The sequence below is a fragment of the Ferruginibacter sp. HRS2-29 genome (assembly GCF_024343615.1).
Taxonomy (GTDB): domain Bacteria; phylum Bacteroidota; class Bacteroidia; order Chitinophagales; family Chitinophagaceae; genus Ferruginibacter.
In genome coordinates, this window is record NZ_RJUB01000014.1 from 24,584 (window position 1) to 41,799 (window position 17,216).

Here is a 17,216-nt window from a genome sequence, read left to right on the forward strand (position 1 = left end):
TGCGGAGTAGAAATTGTAGCAGAAGTTCATGTTATAGAAGAATTGTTCAGATTTTTTTATAAAAGAACAGCTTATTCTTTGATCTGCGGTACACTATTGCGCCATCAACCACTTTATCAATGCTTCCTTATCAATTATGCTCAGCGAATGTGGGTGCCTGGTGTTGGTCTGTTTCCTGAAACCTTTATTGACCGTGGTTTGGAGAAGGGCGTTTTTGTTGCCGAGATGTTGAAGCTCATTGATCATGGCGGCAAGATCGCTTACGTTGATGTACGAATAATCGTAACCGCGGTTCTGCATCCACCAGTGAATATCGGGCTCGGTGATGAAAGTGATGGGAGTGTTGATCAGCAACTTCACTGCCCGTTGAGTAGTGTCGTTGAAAGAATAAGGTGATGTATTGAAATAATTTTCCAACGCCGTCTGCGGGGTGCCCCCCATTTCTTTTTCGATGCGATCGATCATATACGTCACTTCACCATTCACGGGTGCGTCGGTTGAAAGCCGAACCACCCGTTTGGCATTTTCATGAAAGCGCTCGAAATCGAGTGGAGGATCAACGGCAAATACCGCTTTTGGTTTTACGGGATAATTATTTTTCACGGCAAGCTCTGCATATTTTACCGCACAACTGCCGCCAATGGAGAATCCGCCGATGTAAAACGGTTTGCCTTCGAGCTGGTATTTTTTATAGATGTATTCCACCTGTTCTTTGAGCGATGCCTGGGAAGCCGTATCTACTCCAAAATATAATGCACCGGTTTTCAATACAGGCAATATGGTGAGGATACCCTGCTGTGCCGCATATGCCGGCATATCCGATTCAATCAATACTCCCGCCGGTGAAGCGCCAAACCCATCGAGGAAAAACATCACTGCTTTTATAGGAACCTGGTCGGGAATGAGCGCTATGTATTTATTGCTGCTGCTGTCGGAAGGGGAGAGATATACCCTTTCTTTTTTTTGTGCAAAAGAAAAGGAGGCGGATATAAGGATGACGAAAAAGAAAAGAAGTCTATTCATGTGAAGGTTTTGAATTTGCAATGTAAGCGGAGATAGTGCGAATTCAAAACCGCCCATATATTTACCCAACCACAGGGCGACACACCGAATAAGGCGTTGGATCTGGTATTGCTTTACGCTGTGCTCGCTGTGTCGCCCTGTGGTTGTGGTTGAATTTTACAATGCAAGCAACTCATCCAGGTTGCCCAATCCCATGGTAAATCCTTCTTTGAAGCCCATCTTGATGATAGTTTCCAGGTCTTCCAGCGTATCGTATTTGATCATAATATCTACCAATGTACCATTGCCTTTGTTGTTGAAAGTGTTCTTCCATTCTGCCGCCGGTAAGGTTTTCTGGTCTACGCCATTTTCATCGACAAAGGCGGATGTAGTGGAGAAACTTTTTTGCTGTTCGATGGTTAAAAAATCCACTTTGCAGAATTGCTTTTCGCCTTTAGGTCCTACCATCGCATACAGCCAGTAGCCGCCTACGGTGAAGTCCATGGATTTCGTTTCGGCCCGCCATGGCTTAGGTGCCCACCATTGGTCGAGCAGCTCGCTTTTGGTCCAGGCAGCCCAGACCTTTTGCGGTGGTGCGTTAAATTCTCTTCTTACATGGATAGTGTTGTTCTCTTTGTTTACATCGAAGTCAAACTGAAGTTGATTATTCATATCCGGTTTATTTAATGTTTGTGAAATACTACACCAAATTTTAAGCCCGATTATTATTTATCGGCCTATTAATTTATATAATGTTGATTTGTAGCTTTCGGATACAGGGAGGATGATATTGCCGATATGTATTTCATCTTTTTCCAATGAATCTATTTTACTGATCGAGATCATATAGGATTTGTGAACACGGCAGATGACGGAGGGAGGAAGTTCTTTTTCCAGTTCGGCGAATGTTTGCAACGTCATGATCTTTTTATGTGTGGTGTGGATTTTGCGGTAGTCACGCATGCCTTCAATGTATAATACCTCTGCATAGGAGATGCGTTCATATCGGTTTTCTGTTTTTACGAAAAAGAAATCACGCTGTTCGTGCTGAAGGGCTGAATTTTTGTCAGAAGATACTTTGTCTACAGCTTGTAAGAAACGTTCGAAAGTAAAGGGTTTGAGCAGGTAATCGGTTACATTCAGGTCGTATCCTATGAGAGCGAAATCGGTGTATGCAGTAGTAATGATAACATCACCGTTAAATTGGATCGACTGAAGAAATTGTATGCCGGAAAGTTCCCCCAGGTTGATATCGAGGAATATGAGATCGACAGGTGTTATCTTCAAAAAAACGAAAGCGTCCAGCGCATTATCGAAGGATTGCAATAACGTAAGGCCTGGAAGTTTGCGGATGTACCCTGTTACGCGTTCCATAGCAAGCGGTTCATCTTCTATTACAATGCAATTAATCTTCATAACGGTAATTTGTACCCGAAAACAGCTATCCGGGTTGTATGGTCAATTGTACTTTATATAAATCAGTTTCCTTGCTTATACTAAGTTCGTGTTTTTGCGGATAAAGCAGGCTTAACCTTTTTTGTATGAGATCATTACCCAGGCCACCAGCTTCTTCCACCAATAAAGGCATATCGGTAAAATGATTGATACAAAAAAAACTAATGGTGTCGTTGGTAATGCTGATGCGGATTTTGATGGAGGCCTCTTTTTTACGTTGAACTGAATGCTTGAAAGCATTTTCGATAAACGGAATGAAAAGCATAGTAGCGATGCGATGGTTGCCAGGATTGCCTTGTACATTGTATTGTACAAAATTGGTATTACTGTAACGGATCTTTTGTAAGTCGATGTATTTGCTGATATAATCTAATTCCTTTTGCAAAGGCACCGTTTCAGCACTGGTTTCATATAATAAAAAACGAAGGATATCGGACAGCTTGTTCAGGTATTCGGATGCCTTCTGCTGATCTTTTTCTATGAGTACGTCGATGTTATTGATGGTATTGAACAAAAAATGCGGATTGAGTTGAGACTTTACCAGCGCCAGTTCCGATTGCAGATTTTTTTGTTCGAGTTCTTCTTTTACACGGATATCATTGTACCAATGTGTGAAGCCCCGCATCACCAAAGCGATGATACCATGTATCAGCGCCAGCACGCTCATGAAAAGTATGATCTGCAGGAGCGGCCATATATCATAACTGCGGATATGAAATTTGCCTTGGGCAAAATTGATGGTGAGTGCACCAGCCAATCCGGATGCAAGTATAGTGATGAATGCGGCAATGCACAACGTACCAATTCTGCGCCTGGCAAGAAACCTGTTGAACAGCGTGTTGTAGAAGGTATAAAAACTGATGACTGCCGGGAGTACCGCCAAAGAACCCATCGCTTTAAAAAATTCCAACATGAAATTGAAATTATTGCCGATAGCTTTCTGCGCATTGAGCCTGATGAATGTCGCGAAGATATATATCAGCAGAAGATATAACACCCAATAGCCGATGTGAAGTAATATGATGATGGATTTTTTCAAACAGGGGTTTTATATGGAGGAATAATCTGGTCTTCGAATCATCCTTTTTCTTTTTTAGCAATATACAACACGTATCCCAAAACCACGAAGAACAGGAAATATCCCAACGACAGTGCAATGATGTTATGGCCGGAAGGCTTATTGGTGGCGGCTTCCATAAAATGCAGGCCGGTATAAGTTGATGGTATCATATATATGTATTTCCAGGAGTGAGCGATCAGGCCGGCTGTTACCAATGCTAGCCCTGCACCGATTGGAACCAGGAAGTTTTTGAATTGTAAACTGATCAGGTATTGGAATGCAACCATTGGCAGGCAGGTGATAAAAAAGATACTGTTCTCTTTTAAAAAATAGAAAACGTTCATCTCATACAAGGGAAATGGAACTTTCTTACTTAACATAGATGGTATTACGGCAGAGAGGTAAGTAGTGAAGTTGAAAAGAATGAATAATTGCAACATCATTACCAGTATGACCATAAGTTTGGAAAAATAAATACTGCTGAATGAAACGGGGGCGGTGTGTAATTGTTTCCAGGTGTTATTTTTAAATTCAAGCTGTGTTATAAGGCTTACCGCAAGTACGATACCCATCGGCAATAACAGCAGGCTCATGGTTTCCCACGAACGCAGGAATAACATTTTCCAGAATCCGGGGGATTGATGCAGGTCAGCCAGTTGTTTCGGATAAATAAAAAATACCAGCATGTAGATCAGGGGGGTGAAGCTGCCGCCAATGATGACAAGCCAGGAAGAAAAGCTATGGCGTTTCTTGAGCCACTCGGCTTTAAGGCATGGTGTGAAAGTATTATGCATGAGTTGTTTGATTGATTAGTTCCATGAAGATCGTTTCCAGGTCTTTTTGTACAGGGTTTATTTCATATACATCTATGTTGGCTTTTACAAGCTCGCGGTTTAGCTGTGCGATCATTTCTTTTTCAGGAATAGGTATCGTGAGCATTCCATTTTCTATGCTTGTATCCAGCTGTAGTAGCTTTAGCACATCTGTTGCCTGTAAATTATTGCTTGTGTTAAGTATCAGCTTTGAAGCAGAAAGTTGCCTGCTTACAAGGCTGTCCAACGTTCCCTGGAAGACCATTTGCCCATGGCTAATGATGCCGGTATGTGTTACCAGTTTTTCAATTTCCGATAGGAGATGGCTGCTGATCACAATAGTGATGCCGTGTTCGTAATTCAGTTTTTTCAGCAGGTCACGTATTTCCATCATGCCATAAGGGTCAAGTCCGTTAGTAGGTTCATCCAGGATAAGCAAAGAAGGCTCGTGTAATAATGCTGCGGCTATGCCTAGCCGTTGTTTCATGCCTAGTGAAAATTGGCTTACTTTTTTAGTTCCGGTATTCGCAAGGTCAACGGTTTCCAGGGCTTTGGCTATTCGGCTGTACGGACATTGATACAGTTGCTGCCAGATGCGTAGGTTTTCGGAAGCGGTCAGGTGACCATACATCGATGGCATTTCAATGAGTGAGCCGATATTCCTGAGTATTTCCATGCGATGGTTTTCTATCGGTTTATCGAAAATCAAAATGGAACCTTGCTGTTTTTTTATCAGTCCCAGCAAAAGGCGCAGTGTTGTAGTTTTGCCTGCACCATTCGGTCCAAGAAAACCATATATAGAACCGGATGGAACCTGCAATGCAATGTCTTTTAAGACTGGATCATTTTCCGAAAAATGATGAAATACCCCGGAGGTTTGAACACTATACATGGTGCGTGATTTAATGTATAGCAAAAGAAGAAATTTACCGGCCGTGAGATAAGACTTTTCTGCAAAATGGGCAATTTGATCTGCAAAGCATGTTGTTTGCGTCAGCTGCTGCATGCCGAACAGGATTTTCGGCATACAATATTTAGTAAATTACATCAGCTCAAAAGCGATACAATGAAAAAAATCTTCAGCATCCTGTTTTTGTCGTCGGCAATGCATTGCGGAGCGCAGGTTAGTATACTGGACGGAATGCCCCGTTCTTCTTCTGACGTTACCATCATCCTGCAACAGGAATTTAACAGGCAAGATGTTTCAACGGTTGTGATCGGCAGATCTGCTATGGAGATAAATGGCACAGTGAAAATACCTGCAGGAAAGACATTGCGGTTTGAGCCTGGTTGCAGGCTTACGGGCAAAGGTACAATTGAAGGAGGGATCATTGATGCCGGTTACCAGCAGTTTATTTTTGATACCACACTCACCATCAATCCACAGGCTGTCAATGGTTATTTTTCGGCAAAATGGTTTGGCGCAAAAGGAAGCGGTACGGATGATCATGCGGCCATACAAAAGTCGATCAACACCTGCATCCGCAATAATATCCGCACGGTGTTCATCCCGGTAGGCAGATATACGATCTCCAAACCGCTGATCCTTCGTGGTCCTGGAAAGGACAATGCCCGTGGTTATTGCACGCTGGAAATACTGGGTGAATCTTCCTTCTGGGATTCAAATCTTGGTACGGAGATCAATCCTTCATTTACCAATGGTTTTGCTTTCGGGATCCATCGGGGCAAAGGTTGCAAGATCCGGAAGATGAGGATCAACGGGAAGTTTACGCCGCCGAATAAAAACGATAAGATGAAATTTTACAATACCGCTTTTGAAGATTTCAAAGACGGTGTTTGTCGGGATAACCGTAACTCTCCATACGCAGCCATCGTGATAGATCCTTTTACAAACATTGCAGGCAGTGAATTGGATGCTGCGAATTATTATCCCGGGCTTGGGGAGTATTATGGCACCAATGGTAATTCCCGCCAATCGGGTAGTACGGGCACAGAGATTGAAGAGGTCAATATCAATGGTTTTGTGGTGGGTATCTGTTCTTCGCCGAATGGCGTTACCCGAAACGCGGAAATAACGATCATCAATAAGATACAATTCAGCAATTGCAAGCTTTGCATCTCCGGCGGACAAGACCAGGAGAAAGCGAACGTGATCTCGAATATCTATTGCTGGGGAGGAACGCATACTATTTTTGGAACAGACCTGTATGGTGGTAAACGTATGGCCGGTAACTGGGATATAGATCATGTGAACATTGCCGGTGGGGTGGTACGTTTTATTTACAACGACCAGCATGGATATTTTTCTACAAGTGTGAATCATGTGTATGCGGAAAGCCTGGGCAGCTGGGGTATGATCAATTCGGACTTAGCATGCGAAATAGCGAATTGTAATGTGGATTTTGAATATCCTGAAACAGCCGGAACGCAAACGCTCATTACATCCTGCGGGAAAAACGTGGTATACCGCAGTTGCAATTTCCGGTATTACGGAAGAAAGAATACTCCGTTGCGCATTGCAGGAAATGCAGTGTATGAACGATGCTTTTTTTCGGGGCCTGTAGAAAACGGGAAGAAGAACGGCACTTCTTTTATGATCCCGTTTTTGAAACTGCCTGTAGCGGGAACGCAGTTGTTGTGCGGATTGATAATATTGGCCTTGCTGCTTTTGATCGTGCAGGTCAGGCGGATGATGAAAAAAAATAAAACCAGCGGGGTGAATAAACAATATTTTATCGTATCAGAATAAGCGTTCCTTTTTTCGTGTATGGCTTACCGTTAAGTGTGTAAGAAGCAATCCACACAAAGCTGCCGCTGTTGTACCCTTCACCGTTGAAACGCCCGTTCCATTTGCGGTAAGGATCGGTGCTGTAAAATGCCCGGTTTCCAAAACGGTCATACACCGTCAGTCGGTAATTTCTTACAGCTGCTACATTTCCTACAGGGCCAAAGAGTTCATTACGGCTATCGCCATTTGGCGAAAACCCTGAAGGGAAATATACATCCGAACAATCTACCGTAACATTTACAGAAGCCATTCCTGTACATCCATTTTCATCCGTCACGGTTACGGAATAAGTTCCTGTTTGCAGCACATTGAAAGCTGACGCGGTGGAATTGTCCTGCCAGCGGTATTGCCGGAAATTTCCGGGAGATAAGACGAGGCGATTACCCGGGCAAATGAAGGTATCTTTTCCGATGCTTACCGAAAGGGTGCGTTGTTCCTGCATCACAGCCAGCTGGCCTGTCGTAAAGCTGCATCCGTTCTGATCGGTTACTTTCAATGAATAATTTCCTGCGGGAAGGGTTTTTATGGAAGAAGTAGTGGCATTGTTGCTCCACAAATAACCATATGGTGCGGTGCCGCCTGATACGGTTGAAGTGATGGAGCCGTTACTGCCGGTACACAAAGTTGGCAAAACGGTAGTGCTCACGGATAATGCCGGAGGTTCCTGTAATACAACCGTTGCGGTAGCGGGACAACTGTTAGGAGAGCCAACCTGCACAGTGTAGCTGCCTGCGGCAAGATTGGCTGCCGTGGCGGTAGTGATCACCGGCGAAGTATTCCACGAATAAGTGTAAGTGGTGTTGCTGCCACTGGCAACAGATGTGACAGAACCATTGGAGTTGCCGAAACATTTTAGCGGGTTGACAACTGAAGCTGAAGCATCGAGCACCCGGATGAATTTCTCTGTGATCGAAGGTGGCCCGGCAGAGGCAAATGTTGTGGTCAGGCGTACTTTATATTCTCCTGCTGCGGAAAAGACATGTGTAGGATTTGCATCTGTAGAACTATTGGCTGCACCGGAGGTAACATCGCCAAAATCCCAGAGTGTGCTGGCAGCGCAACGTGCATTCTGCGAAAAACTTACAGAACGGTTGGTGGAAGCATTGCAGGTGTAGGTGTAATCTGCATTGTTGGGCGGCGCTTCGCCGATATGAACTGCATCGAAGGCAAACCCCTGGAAATTATTGCAGGTTGTTCCCGATCCGAAAGTGAAACGGAATGTAACGTTCGATTCGCCGAGCAGATCAATCAGTGAATGTCGTGCAGTTACCCAGCCATTGCTGCCCGAGCCACCAAGGCAGCTTCCGGAAGTGGATTGAATATTGCCCGACCATCCTGCCCCATTGCCAAGGTACATGATGGCGGCATTGTTGAACCAGTTGGTGCCTTTACAATTTGTGTTGGAAGAAGTGGAACCAAGCATTAACCAGGTAGCGCCACCGTCAATCGAATATTCGAATGAGGCGCCATCAAACCGCCTTTCGGATTCCCATAATACTTTAAAAGATATTTCAGGGTTTGCCAGGGAACTGATGTCGAAACAGGGGCTTTGTATCCACGAAAGCTGGCCGCCATTGTATTGGCTGCCGGTTAGTCCGCCGATCACCCAGCATTTTGTTCCCTGACCGGCAGCGCTGATCACTGTTTTGGAAGGTGTGCCAAGGGTCCAGTCGCTGTTTTGGCCACCGGTAAACCAATCGCCTGCGGAACTTTCAAATCCTTCATCGTAGGGAAATGCATTAATGGAAGAGAGGCAGGGTGCACGGTGTTGCTGCGCAAAAACATTGACCGACAGACAGCAGCATATTATCCAAAAAACGAATAGGTGTTTGTTGGAGAAAAAAGGAAAAGTCGATCTGCGAAAAACCTGCATCCGTTAGCTGAAATTTATTCGCAAAAGTAAGCCTATATTAATGGATAATGTATAATTGTATAATGGATAATGTTTCAGGAATGAATGTTATTTAAATTATGGTAGTATATCAAAGCGTAAGATTTTACAGCATTATCCATTATACAATTATCCATTAACTGCGTTTGCTGCGTTTTCGCCGGTATTGATGGCGCCTTCCATGAACCCCTGCCAGTCGGCGAGATGTTCGCCTGCAAAATGTGTGTGCAGGAATGGCCGCTGCAATGCAGGTCTTAGTCCATACCATTGCCCGGCGCCATATAAGGCATAAGCACCCATGCTGAATTCATCCTGCCCCCAGTAGTAATTGAATTGTTTTTCCATCAGCGGTTTTACATCGCCAAAACCTGGTTGCAATGCTTCCAGTACCGTACGCCCATTCCAATCGTCGCCCTGGTTGGCTATCACAGCAGCTTTGTCCCCGATGGTGTAAGAGATCAGCACTCCTTTTTTGGAAGATTGATTTTTGGTGGCATGATAAAAATAATGTGCCGGCAGATCGGTGATCATATCGAAGGATTCATCTTTCCAGAAGCGTTCACTGAATAACACCGGATGTTTGTTGATGCGGGCATACTGCAATTGTTTCATCGCATTCAAGGTATCAATCGGCAGCCGTGGTTGCCAGTCGATCTTCATTGCGGCAAAAGTAGGGGTGGTGCAGATCAGTTTATCTGCTGTGAATGTTTTTCCATTGTCGCAGATCACTTCCACTTTTGCACCCTGGCGAATAGTTTTTACTTTATGTTCGAGATGAATATTTTCCCTGCCGATCTCATCGGCGATCCTTTGCGCAAGCATCCCGTTTCCACCTTTTATCTTGTAGTCCATTTCGTTTTTCTCACTGCTTTCCGCATATTCCGACAGGGCGGCAAAGGCGGATACATGGCGGATGCTTTCACCAAAGTCGGTACTGTCGAGCAACTCCCTGATGTCGAGATCCATTCCCTGGCAGCCATTGTTTACCAGATAGCGCCACCAGTCATACTTATCCAATGCTTTTTTATCAGCCAGTGTGAGGTGAGGGTATTCTTTGAGCAGGGTTTCCCATTTTTTCTTCCAGGGTTCGCTGAAGCCCCAGTCATCTTTTGCATGGTATTGGCCTTTGTAAACCAGGTGAGTGTCAAACTGGTTATTTTGTAATTCCAGCTTGTATTCGTCGCACAGGCTGATCAGGCGTTCGTGCGATTTGCCCACCCATTCCGCTCCGAGTTCTATCACCAGCTTTTCTGCAGGATCGGCTTCAAACGAAAATACCCGTCCGCCAACGCGGTTGCGGGCTTCCAGTATCACATAAGGGATATTTTTCCTGCGCAACATTTTTGCAGCTGCAAGTCCGGCAAAACCGGCCCCGATAATGATGACAGATGTTTTTTTACCTAAATGAAAACCGCCGGCAAAAGATTGTGTTGCGGCAAAGCCGCCGATCAATAAGGCAGATTGTTTGAGGAAGGAGCGGCGGGTACTCATAACATATTTTGAAAACAAAATATAATTAAAAATTAAGAATTAAAAATGAAGAATGCTTGCGGTGCAAATGACTTTCCAAAAGGTGAAAAGGATTGCTGATTTTAAAAAGATGGAATGATTTCGCTGATTATCTTTGCTTCGCAAAAATTGAAATGCAGGTGTTAAAAATATTTTCATTTTTTATAAAGATCAGAATATTAAAAACTGCATTTTTAGTTTTCTGCCTGCAGGAAATAATCAGCGAAATCCTTTTATCCATTTGAAATCAGCGTTTTTATTACCCGCTTCCATCATTCTCAATTCTCAATTTTTATTCTTCCTTGATTATCCCAGATCATAGATCTCCCTGATGCCCTTTAATTCTTTTTCAAGATCAATCTTCAGGTCTATCAGTTTTCCTGTCTGGATATCGAATACCCAACCATGCACTTTCAATCCTCTTTCTTTGTAAGCATTTTGCACCGCGGCAGTCTTGATGAGGTTGATACATTGTTCCTGCACATTGAGTTCTACAAGCCTGTTGTAGCGCTGGTTTTCATCGGTAATAGTATTAAGTTCCGTTTTGTGCAGCCTGTATACATCGCGGATATTGCGTAGCCATGGGTTGAGGATGCCTAAGTCCTGCGCCTGCATCGCAGCTTTTACGCCGCCGCAAAAATAGTGACCGCAAACCACCACGTGATTCACTTTGAGATGGCGCACGGCATAATTCAATACCGACATCATGTTGAGGTCGATGCTGATCACCATGTTGGCGATGTTGCGGTGTACAAAAGCTTCGCCGGGCTGAAGCCCCATCAGGTCTTCGGCGGTAACACGGCTGTCGGAGCAGCCGATGTATAATATTTCAGGGCTCTGGCCTTTGGAAAGGTTTTCGAAATAATGCGGATCTACGGATAATTTTTTCGCGATCCACTGTTCGTTGTTTTCAAATACTTTTTCAATTTGCATGATAGCTGTTTTTACATTAAAATATTATTTACCGGTGTGAGTGCCGGCGGAAGATCCGTTTCATCCAGCATTTCCCGAAGGTCAATTTCTATAGTCCTGCTCAAAGCTTTGATGGGCACGTCGTTGGCGCCTCCTTCAAACGGGTTTTCTGTACTTTCGCCGATCTTTTCCATCGCCATGAATACCCAGCTGATGAGTGCGCTGAACGGGATCGTTAGCCAGATGATCCAATGTCCGTTGGCGGTAGTCAGCTTTTGAAATTCATTCAATGTGCCCAAAGGAATGAGGAATACAAATAACCTTGTGAACATCTGGTTGCTGGTGGCAAACTGACGTGGATAAGGAAAGTTCTTGATGCGTTCGCATTTTCCCTGTTGCTCGTAAAGGTTCACGAGCATATTTTCCATTTCGATGTGGTTGAGTTCGCTGAGCTCGCCGGAATCCCGGAGTCTTTTGAGCTGTGCGGATTGCAGGCCGATGATATGAGTGGCCCTGTTCTTTTTACTGAGCACATACGTTAATTCTTCGGGGGAAAGAAATGGCTGCAGGGCATCTTCAACTTTGGTGGTCCATTCATCCACTTTGTAAAGGCGGGAGAATTCTTTGTTGGAAATTTTTGTGTGGATATTTTCCCATGCCCTCGATTCGCGCAGCTGAAAACGAAGTGCGGTAAGCCAGGCGATATGGCGGTAATACAATTGTGTGTGTATCGCTTTAGCATTCGCGTTATTTCCGGTAAAATCCTTTACCAGGATTGCCCACGAGCGGCTGCTGTTGATAATGGAACCCCAGATCTGCCGGGCTTCCCACACGCGGTTGTAAGTCTGGGTATTGCGAAAGCCGATGAGGAAAGCAGCAGCGGTACCTACCAGCGCAATCGGTACCCAGGGGATCGCTATCCATTTTAACCCGATACATTCGTATACAATCGTATAAAAAAGCGATAATGCTATCAATACATAAATATCCCTTCTTGTCCAGTAAATGACTTCCTTTAATAAATACCTGCTTCCTGCATGCATAGCACTTTTTTATTTTAAAGATAAAAAAGAATACCTGGGCTTGAGTGCTTCAGGTCCTTATTTTTTGCCACGAATGCATGAATAGAGGAAGCTGGTATTGTGCCATTTAATTTTCGTTTCTTATTCCATCAGCCACCATCTGGAAATCCTCTCGGGTATATTATCCAGCGAAATTTTTTCGCCGATCATCGGAATAAGGAGTGGCATTTGTTTTTCTTCGGCCGCTTTCACAACCCGTTTTACAGGTTCATCCCAGGCATGGAAAGCCAGGGCAAATTTGCCCCAATGCACTGGCATCAATCGGTTGGCGCCGAGGTCGATAGCCGCATCTGCCACCTGCTCGGGCAGCATATGAATGAATTTCCAGGAAGAATTGTATTGTCCGCATTCGAGCAGGGCAAGATCGAACGGGCCATATTTTTCACCGATCTCTTTAAAATGGGTATCGTAGCCGGAATCGCCCCCGAGAAAAATTTTGAAGGAAGGAGTCTGCAATACAAATGACAACCATATGGATTGCTGGCGCCTGAACGTTCGGCCGGAAAAATGCCGGGCTGCTGCGGTGTGGATGGTAAAACCTTCTTCGGGTGCGACTGTTTCGTTCCAGTCTTTTTCTTCTATGATCGCAGTATCGAAACCCCAGTATTCAAGATGGGCCGCGGTGCCCAGGCCGGTGACGATCTTTTTTACCCGTGGCTGAATTTTTTTCAACGTGTCATAGTCCAGGTGATCCCAATGGTCATGTGTAAGCAAAAGATAATCTATCTCCGGGATATCATCAGCCGTGTATATTGAAGTTCCTTTGAAAGCCTTTACTGTACCGGGTATGGGTGAAGCATTTCCACTAAGCACGGGATCTACGAGAAATTTCTTTCCATCGAGCTGCAGGAAATACGAAGAGTGCCCGAACCATACCAGCAGGTTTTCTTTCGGGTAAAGGTCAAGCAGTACTGTTTTTTGCGTGGGAAGTTTCTTTTTGGGATAATTGTTTTTGTCTTTGGCAAAAAGCTGGTCGCCAAGTACCGAAAAAAGAGTGGCGCCATCCGTCAGGTCAGGCGTTTCGTGAACATTTTGAAATTTCCCTTCCCTGAAATTGGGAGAAGCGTGAATGTGCTCTTTTCGTTTGCCGGAGGCGAGTTTACCGAATTTGGGAAGCCTTATATAAAAGAAGATAATTATAAAAAAACAAAGCAATAAAAGAAAGATGGTTACCATGGTAAGTTGCCGGCATTTTTATAAAACCAGCCATTTTTAAAAATAATTAAAATAGCCAGAAACGGGCCCGCATTTGTCTCAGAATGCCGCTGAACGGAGGTTTCAGTCGGTAAATGAAAGGTTTATAGTGCCTGTAGTTAAGCCTTTCCTAAATGTTGGCGTAAAAATATGGTTAAGTATTGGTTTGTAAGTATATTGCCGCCCTAACAAATATTGATTGAATGAAGAATTTATCCCTTGTACTAAATATTGTATTGCTGGCCGCTGTGGCATTCCTGTATTACCATGTGTTTGGCGGAAAAAGTTCTGTAAAGAATACTCCTGTAAAAACGGCCGCTGCGGGCGATAATGGCGTGGTTGCCAACCGTGCCCCGATCGCTTATGTTGAGCTTGATTCATTGAATGAAAAGATCACTTATATAAAAGATAAAAGGAAGGCATTGGAAGGTGAGCAAAAAGAAATTGAGCGGCAATGGCAGGTTGATATGAAAGGCCTGGAAAATCAGCGCGACAATTTCCTGAAAAGGGGGGCCTCCATCACACAGGAAGAAGCGGAAAAATTCCAGGGGCAGCTATACCAGCAGCAGCAGCAGATTGAAGCCAAGAAACAATCTGCAGGACAAAGGTTGAGCCAGCAGAGTTACGAGTTCATGGATGATATCCAGAAAAAGCTGAAAGAATTCCTGAATGATTATAACAAGGAAAAGAATTACATGTACATCCTCACTTCCGGCACCGGGCTGGATTACATGGTGTATAAAGATTCTACCCTCAACATTACTTCTGATGTGATAAAAGGGATGAATGAAAAGCTGAGCAAGAAACCATAACGATTAAAAAACGTTTAAACGTTCAAAAGTTTCAGGAGGTCAGTATAAACCTCCGGGGTTTTCAAAACCCCGGAGGTTTTTCATTTTTAGACCTTTTGGACATTTTTTAGTACTTTCCTCTTTTTATAAAAAACAACTCTGCTCATGACTGAAACAAACCAAACTTTCAAACCTTCGCTGGGGCTGCTGGATGCAACGATGATTGTAGCGGGATCGATGATAGGATCCGGGATATTCATTGTAAGCGCCGACATCACCCGCAATGTAGGCAGCGCGGGTTGGCTGATATTCGTGTGGCTCATCACCGGGTTCATGACGCTTACCGCCGCATTGAGTTATGGTGAGTTAAGCTCGATGTTCCCGAAAGCAGGCGGCCAATATGTTTACCTCAAGGAAGCATTCAATCCGCTGGCGGGTTTTCTTTATGGATGGAGTTTTTTCGCGGTGATACAGACCGCTACGATAGCCGCCGTAGGTGTGGCTTTCAGCAAATTTGCAGGCACGTTCATACCGGTGCTGGATGTGAAACCCGAGAACATGATCGGAGAGATCGGTATATTTAAAATATATCCGGCGCAGTTTGTGTCAATAGGATTGATCATTTTTCTCACTTATATCAATACCCGCGGAATAAAAGAAGGTAAACTGATACAGACCAGTTTTACGGTCGTAAAACTGCTGTCGCTTTTTGGCCTCATCGTCTTCGGTTTTCTGCTCGCGGCAAAAGCGGATATCTGGAATGCCAACTGGACGGATGCATGGAAAATGACTTCCCGCAACGCCGAAGGGCAGGTAGTGAGCGGAGTATTTGGCAGTGCTATTCTTGGGGCGATAGCCGCAGCGATGGTAGGTTCTATCTTTAGCAGCGATGCCTGGAACAACGTAACCTTCATTGCCGGCGAAGTGAAGAACCCCAAACGCAATATCGGACTTAGTCTTTTCCTGGGCACGCTTATCGTGACCGTCATTTATGTTTCAGCAAATTTCATGTACATCAGTGTACTGCCTTTAAGCGAAGTGGCTTCCGCCCCACAGGATAGGGTAGCCGTAGCAGCCAGCAACCAGATATTCGGCGACATCGGTGCCAAAGTGATCGCCATCATGATCATGATCTCCACGTTTGGCTGTAACAACGGATTGATACTTTCCGGCGCGAGGGTATACAATACCATGGCGAAAGACGGGTTGTTTTTCCGGAAAGCATCAGCACTCAACAAAAATAATGTTCCCGAATTCGCCCTGTGGATACAATGTATCGTGGCATCCCTGCTCTGCCTTAGCGGCAAATATGGTGACCTGCTGGATATGATCTCTTTTGTGGTGGTATTGTTTTATGCACTTACCATCCTTGGTATTTTTATTTTAAGAAAAAAAATGCCGGATGCGGAAAGGCCTTACAAAGCCTTTGGCTACCCGGTTTTGCCCGCTATTTATATTATAATGGCAATCACTTTCTGCGGGCTGCTGATTTATTTCAAACCGTTTTATGCAAAATGGGGCCTGATCATCGTGCTGATAGGAATACCGATCTATTATCTTGCAGTAGCAAACAAGAAAGTGAATAGTGAATAGTGAATTCTTCGAAGTTATTACTGGCTATCAAAATTTTACAGACTGAAATTAATTCGTGAAATTCGCCGTTGCCGATAAGCTTTCGGCCGAGGTCTGTGGTCCGTGGTCGGTCGTCAGTATTTTAAAAATTTGTGTAATAAAAAAAGATGGCTTCTTTAGATTTCGATAAACTTTTCAATTCCTTCTCCGATATAAAAGTGGCGGTGATAGGAGACCTTATGCTCGATACGTACTGGTGGGGCAAGGTAGACCGCATTTCGCCGGAGGCGCCGGTACCGGTAGTGGCAGTTACCAGGCGTGAGCAGCGCATTGGCGGTGCAGGTAATGTAGCATTGAATATAGCAGGGCTTGGTGCAAATGTAAGCGTGATCAGTGTATTGGGAAATGATGGCGATGGAAACCAGCTGAACGAATTGCTGCAGGAGAATAAGATCAACACTGATTTTTTGGTCAAAAGCCATGAACGCCTTACCACCAATAAGATCCGTATTATCAGCCGCAATCAGCATATGATGCGCCTCGACGCGGAGATCACGAATATGTTATCTGCAGAAGACGAGGAAAAACTGATCGCAAGTTTTGAAGCATATATCAAAGCTGAATTACCCAACATAGTTATTCTGGAAGATTATAATAAAGGTGTGCTGACCACCACCGTGATTGAAAAAGTGATAGCATTGTGCAAGGCGAATAAGATACTGACAGCTGTAGATCCGAAACGGAAAAATTTCTTCGCGTATAAAAATGTGGATATTTTCAAACCCAATCTGCACGAAGTAAAAGAAGGGCTGAATATCATCGGCGATGAACTTTCTGAAGAATTGCTCGATACGATCCATCGTTCCTTATACGAACAATTGCAGCATCATATTTCTTTCATCACCTTGTCTGAACGGGGTGTTTATTACCAAAATGAAACCAAAAAAGCGCTTATTCCTACGCATATCCGCAGCATCGCCGATGTGAGTGGAGCCGGCGATACAGTGATAGCCGTGGCTTCGCTGGTATATGCCGCTACACAGGACCCGTTGCTGATGGCAGAAATGGCCAACATCGCCGGAGGGCTTGTCTGTGAAGAAGTAGGTACGGTGGCAATCGACAAAAAAAAATTGCTGCAGGAATGCAAACAGCTTCTTGCCAACCATTAATTTATTTCCCGCGAAAGG

Annotated in this window: 15 protein-coding genes; 4 read left to right on the top strand and 11 right to left on the bottom strand. The window is 44.4% G+C overall.

What is annotated here, in order from left to right; genetic code table 11:
• Positions 1-93: 93 nt before the first annotated feature.
• From EGI32_RS06875 to EGI32_RS06900, 6 genes are all read right to left on the bottom strand, one after another.
• Positions 94-1,023 carry a hypothetical protein gene (locus tag EGI32_RS06875; RefSeq protein WP_255154647.1) on the bottom strand — a complete coding sequence of 310 codons (930 nt, stop codon included), beginning with the start codon at positions 1,021-1,023 and terminating at the stop codon, positions 94-96.
• 156 nt (positions 1,024-1,179) lie between these two features.
• The gene (locus EGI32_RS06880) at positions 1,180-1,674 is read right to left on the bottom strand and encodes an SRPBCC domain-containing protein (protein WP_255154648.1); all 495 of its coding nucleotides are present in this window, start codon (positions 1,672-1,674) and stop codon (positions 1,180-1,182) included.
• Positions 1,675-1,731: 57 nt separating this feature from the next.
• Entirely contained in the window at positions 1,732-2,418 is a 687-nt protein-coding gene (locus tag EGI32_RS06885) for a LytTR family DNA-binding domain-containing protein (RefSeq protein ID WP_255154649.1), read from the bottom strand.
• Between the two features lie 25 nt (positions 2,419-2,443).
• The gene (locus EGI32_RS06890) at positions 2,444-3,496 is read right to left on the bottom strand and encodes a sensor histidine kinase (protein ID WP_255154650.1); all 1,053 of its coding nucleotides are present in this window, start codon (positions 3,494-3,496) and stop codon (positions 2,444-2,446) included.
• A 38-nt stretch (positions 3,497-3,534) separates the two neighbouring features.
• Positions 3,535-4,311 carry an ABC transporter permease gene (locus EGI32_RS06895; protein WP_255154651.1) on the bottom strand — a complete coding sequence of 259 codons (777 nt, stop codon included), beginning with the start codon at positions 4,309-4,311 and terminating at the stop codon, positions 3,535-3,537.
• Positions 4,304-5,221 (bottom strand): ABC transporter ATP-binding protein, encoded by a 918-nt coding sequence (locus tag EGI32_RS06900; protein ID WP_255154652.1) that lies wholly within the window; start codon positions 5,219-5,221, stop codon positions 4,304-4,306. Before EGI32_RS06900 ends, EGI32_RS06895 begins: the two co-directional genes overlap by 8 nt.
• 174 nt (positions 5,222-5,395) lie before the next feature.
• Between EGI32_RS06900 and EGI32_RS06905 the strand changes: the two genes are divergently transcribed.
• On the top strand, positions 5,396-7,039 hold the full coding sequence (locus tag EGI32_RS06905; protein WP_255154653.1) for a glycoside hydrolase family 55 protein: 1,644 nt from the start codon (positions 5,396-5,398) through the stop codon (positions 7,037-7,039).
• Here EGI32_RS06905 and EGI32_RS06910 read toward each other — a convergent pair.
• The 5 genes from EGI32_RS06910 to EGI32_RS06930 all read right to left on the bottom strand — a co-directional run bounded on the left by EGI32_RS06910 (position 7,023) and on the right by EGI32_RS06930 (position 13,648).
• Positions 7,023-8,951, bottom strand: a complete 1,929-nt coding sequence (locus EGI32_RS06910; RefSeq protein ID WP_255154654.1) for a gliding motility-associated C-terminal domain-containing protein — start codon at positions 8,949-8,951, stop codon at positions 7,023-7,025. The two genes, EGI32_RS06905 and EGI32_RS06910, sit on opposite strands and share 17 nt — an antisense overlap.
• 147 nt (positions 8,952-9,098) lie before the next feature.
• Entirely contained in the window at positions 9,099-10,460 is a 1,362-nt protein-coding gene (locus tag EGI32_RS06915) for an NAD(P)/FAD-dependent oxidoreductase (RefSeq protein ID WP_255154655.1), read from the bottom strand.
• A gap of 324 nt (positions 10,461-10,784) precedes the next feature.
• On the bottom strand, positions 10,785-11,411 hold the full coding sequence (locus EGI32_RS06920) for a carbonic anhydrase (RefSeq protein ID WP_255154656.1): 627 nt from the start codon (positions 11,409-11,411) through the stop codon (positions 10,785-10,787).
• A gap of 11 nt (positions 11,412-11,422) precedes the next feature.
• The gene (locus tag EGI32_RS06925) at positions 11,423-12,433 is read right to left on the bottom strand and encodes a bestrophin family protein (protein WP_255154657.1); all 1,011 of its coding nucleotides are present in this window, start codon (positions 12,431-12,433) and stop codon (positions 11,423-11,425) included.
• A 120-nt stretch (positions 12,434-12,553) separates the two neighbouring features.
• Positions 12,554-13,648 (bottom strand): MBL fold metallo-hydrolase, encoded by a 1,095-nt coding sequence (locus EGI32_RS06930; protein ID WP_255154658.1) that lies wholly within the window; start codon positions 13,646-13,648, stop codon positions 12,554-12,556.
• 221 nt (positions 13,649-13,869) lie between these two features.
• Here EGI32_RS06930 and EGI32_RS06935 point away from each other — a divergent pair, with 221 nt between their 5' ends.
• The 3 genes from EGI32_RS06935 (at position 13,870) to EGI32_RS06945 (ending at position 17,198) form a co-directional block, all read left to right on the top strand.
• Positions 13,870-14,478, top strand: a complete 609-nt coding sequence (locus tag EGI32_RS06935) for an OmpH family outer membrane protein (protein ID WP_255154659.1) — start codon at positions 13,870-13,872, stop codon at positions 14,476-14,478.
• 144 nt (positions 14,479-14,622) lie between these two features.
• Positions 14,623-16,050: an APC family permease gene (locus EGI32_RS06940; RefSeq protein ID WP_255154660.1), complete on the top strand. Its 1,428-nt coding sequence runs from the start codon at positions 14,623-14,625 to the stop codon at positions 16,048-16,050.
• A 146-nt stretch (positions 16,051-16,196) separates the two neighbouring features.
• Entirely contained in the window at positions 16,197-17,198 is a 1,002-nt protein-coding gene (locus tag EGI32_RS06945) for a bifunctional heptose 7-phosphate kinase/heptose 1-phosphate adenyltransferase (RefSeq protein WP_255154661.1), read from the top strand.
• The last annotated feature ends 18 nt before the right edge of the window (positions 17,199-17,216 follow it).

Excerpts from the sequence above, each read along its gene's own strand:
- EGI32_RS06900 (WP_255154652.1), bottom strand. The coding sequence starts at position 5,221 with ATGTATAGTGTTCAAACCTCCGGGGTATTTCATCATTTTTCGGAAAAT.
- EGI32_RS06880 (WP_255154648.1), bottom strand. The coding sequence starts at position 1,674 with ATGAATAATCAACTTCAGTTTGACTTCGATGTAAACAAAGAGAACAAC.
- EGI32_RS06920 (WP_255154656.1), bottom strand. The coding sequence starts at position 11,411 with ATGCAAATTGAAAAAGTATTTGAAAACAACGAACAGTGGATCGCGAAA.
- EGI32_RS06925 (WP_255154657.1), bottom strand. The coding sequence starts at position 12,433 with ATGCATGCAGGAAGCAGGTATTTATTAAAGGAAGTCATTTACTGGACA.
- EGI32_RS06905 (WP_255154653.1), top strand. The coding sequence starts at position 5,396 with ATGAAAAAAATCTTCAGCATCCTGTTTTTGTCGTCGGCAATGCATTGC.
- EGI32_RS06915 (WP_255154655.1), bottom strand. The coding sequence starts at position 10,460 with ATGAGTACCCGCCGCTCCTTCCTCAAACAATCTGCCTTATTGATCGGC.
- EGI32_RS06895 (WP_255154651.1), bottom strand. The coding sequence starts at position 4,311 with ATGCATAATACTTTCACACCATGCCTTAAAGCCGAGTGGCTCAAGAAA.
- EGI32_RS06885 (WP_255154649.1), bottom strand. The coding sequence starts at position 2,418 with ATGAAGATTAATTGCATTGTAATAGAAGATGAACCGCTTGCTATGGAA.
- EGI32_RS06910 (WP_255154654.1), bottom strand. The coding sequence starts at position 8,951 with ATGCAGGTTTTTCGCAGATCGACTTTTCCTTTTTTCTCCAACAAACAC.
- EGI32_RS06930 (WP_255154658.1), bottom strand. The coding sequence starts at position 13,648 with ATGGTAACCATCTTTCTTTTATTGCTTTGTTTTTTTATAATTATCTTC.
- EGI32_RS06945 (WP_255154661.1), top strand. The coding sequence starts at position 16,197 with ATGGCTTCTTTAGATTTCGATAAACTTTTCAATTCCTTCTCCGATATA.
- EGI32_RS06940 (WP_255154660.1), top strand. The coding sequence starts at position 14,623 with ATGACTGAAACAAACCAAACTTTCAAACCTTCGCTGGGGCTGCTGGAT.
- EGI32_RS06875 (WP_255154647.1), bottom strand. The coding sequence starts at position 1,023 with ATGAATAGACTTCTTTTCTTTTTCGTCATCCTTATATCCGCCTCCTTT.
- EGI32_RS06935 (WP_255154659.1), top strand. The coding sequence starts at position 13,870 with ATGAAGAATTTATCCCTTGTACTAAATATTGTATTGCTGGCCGCTGTG.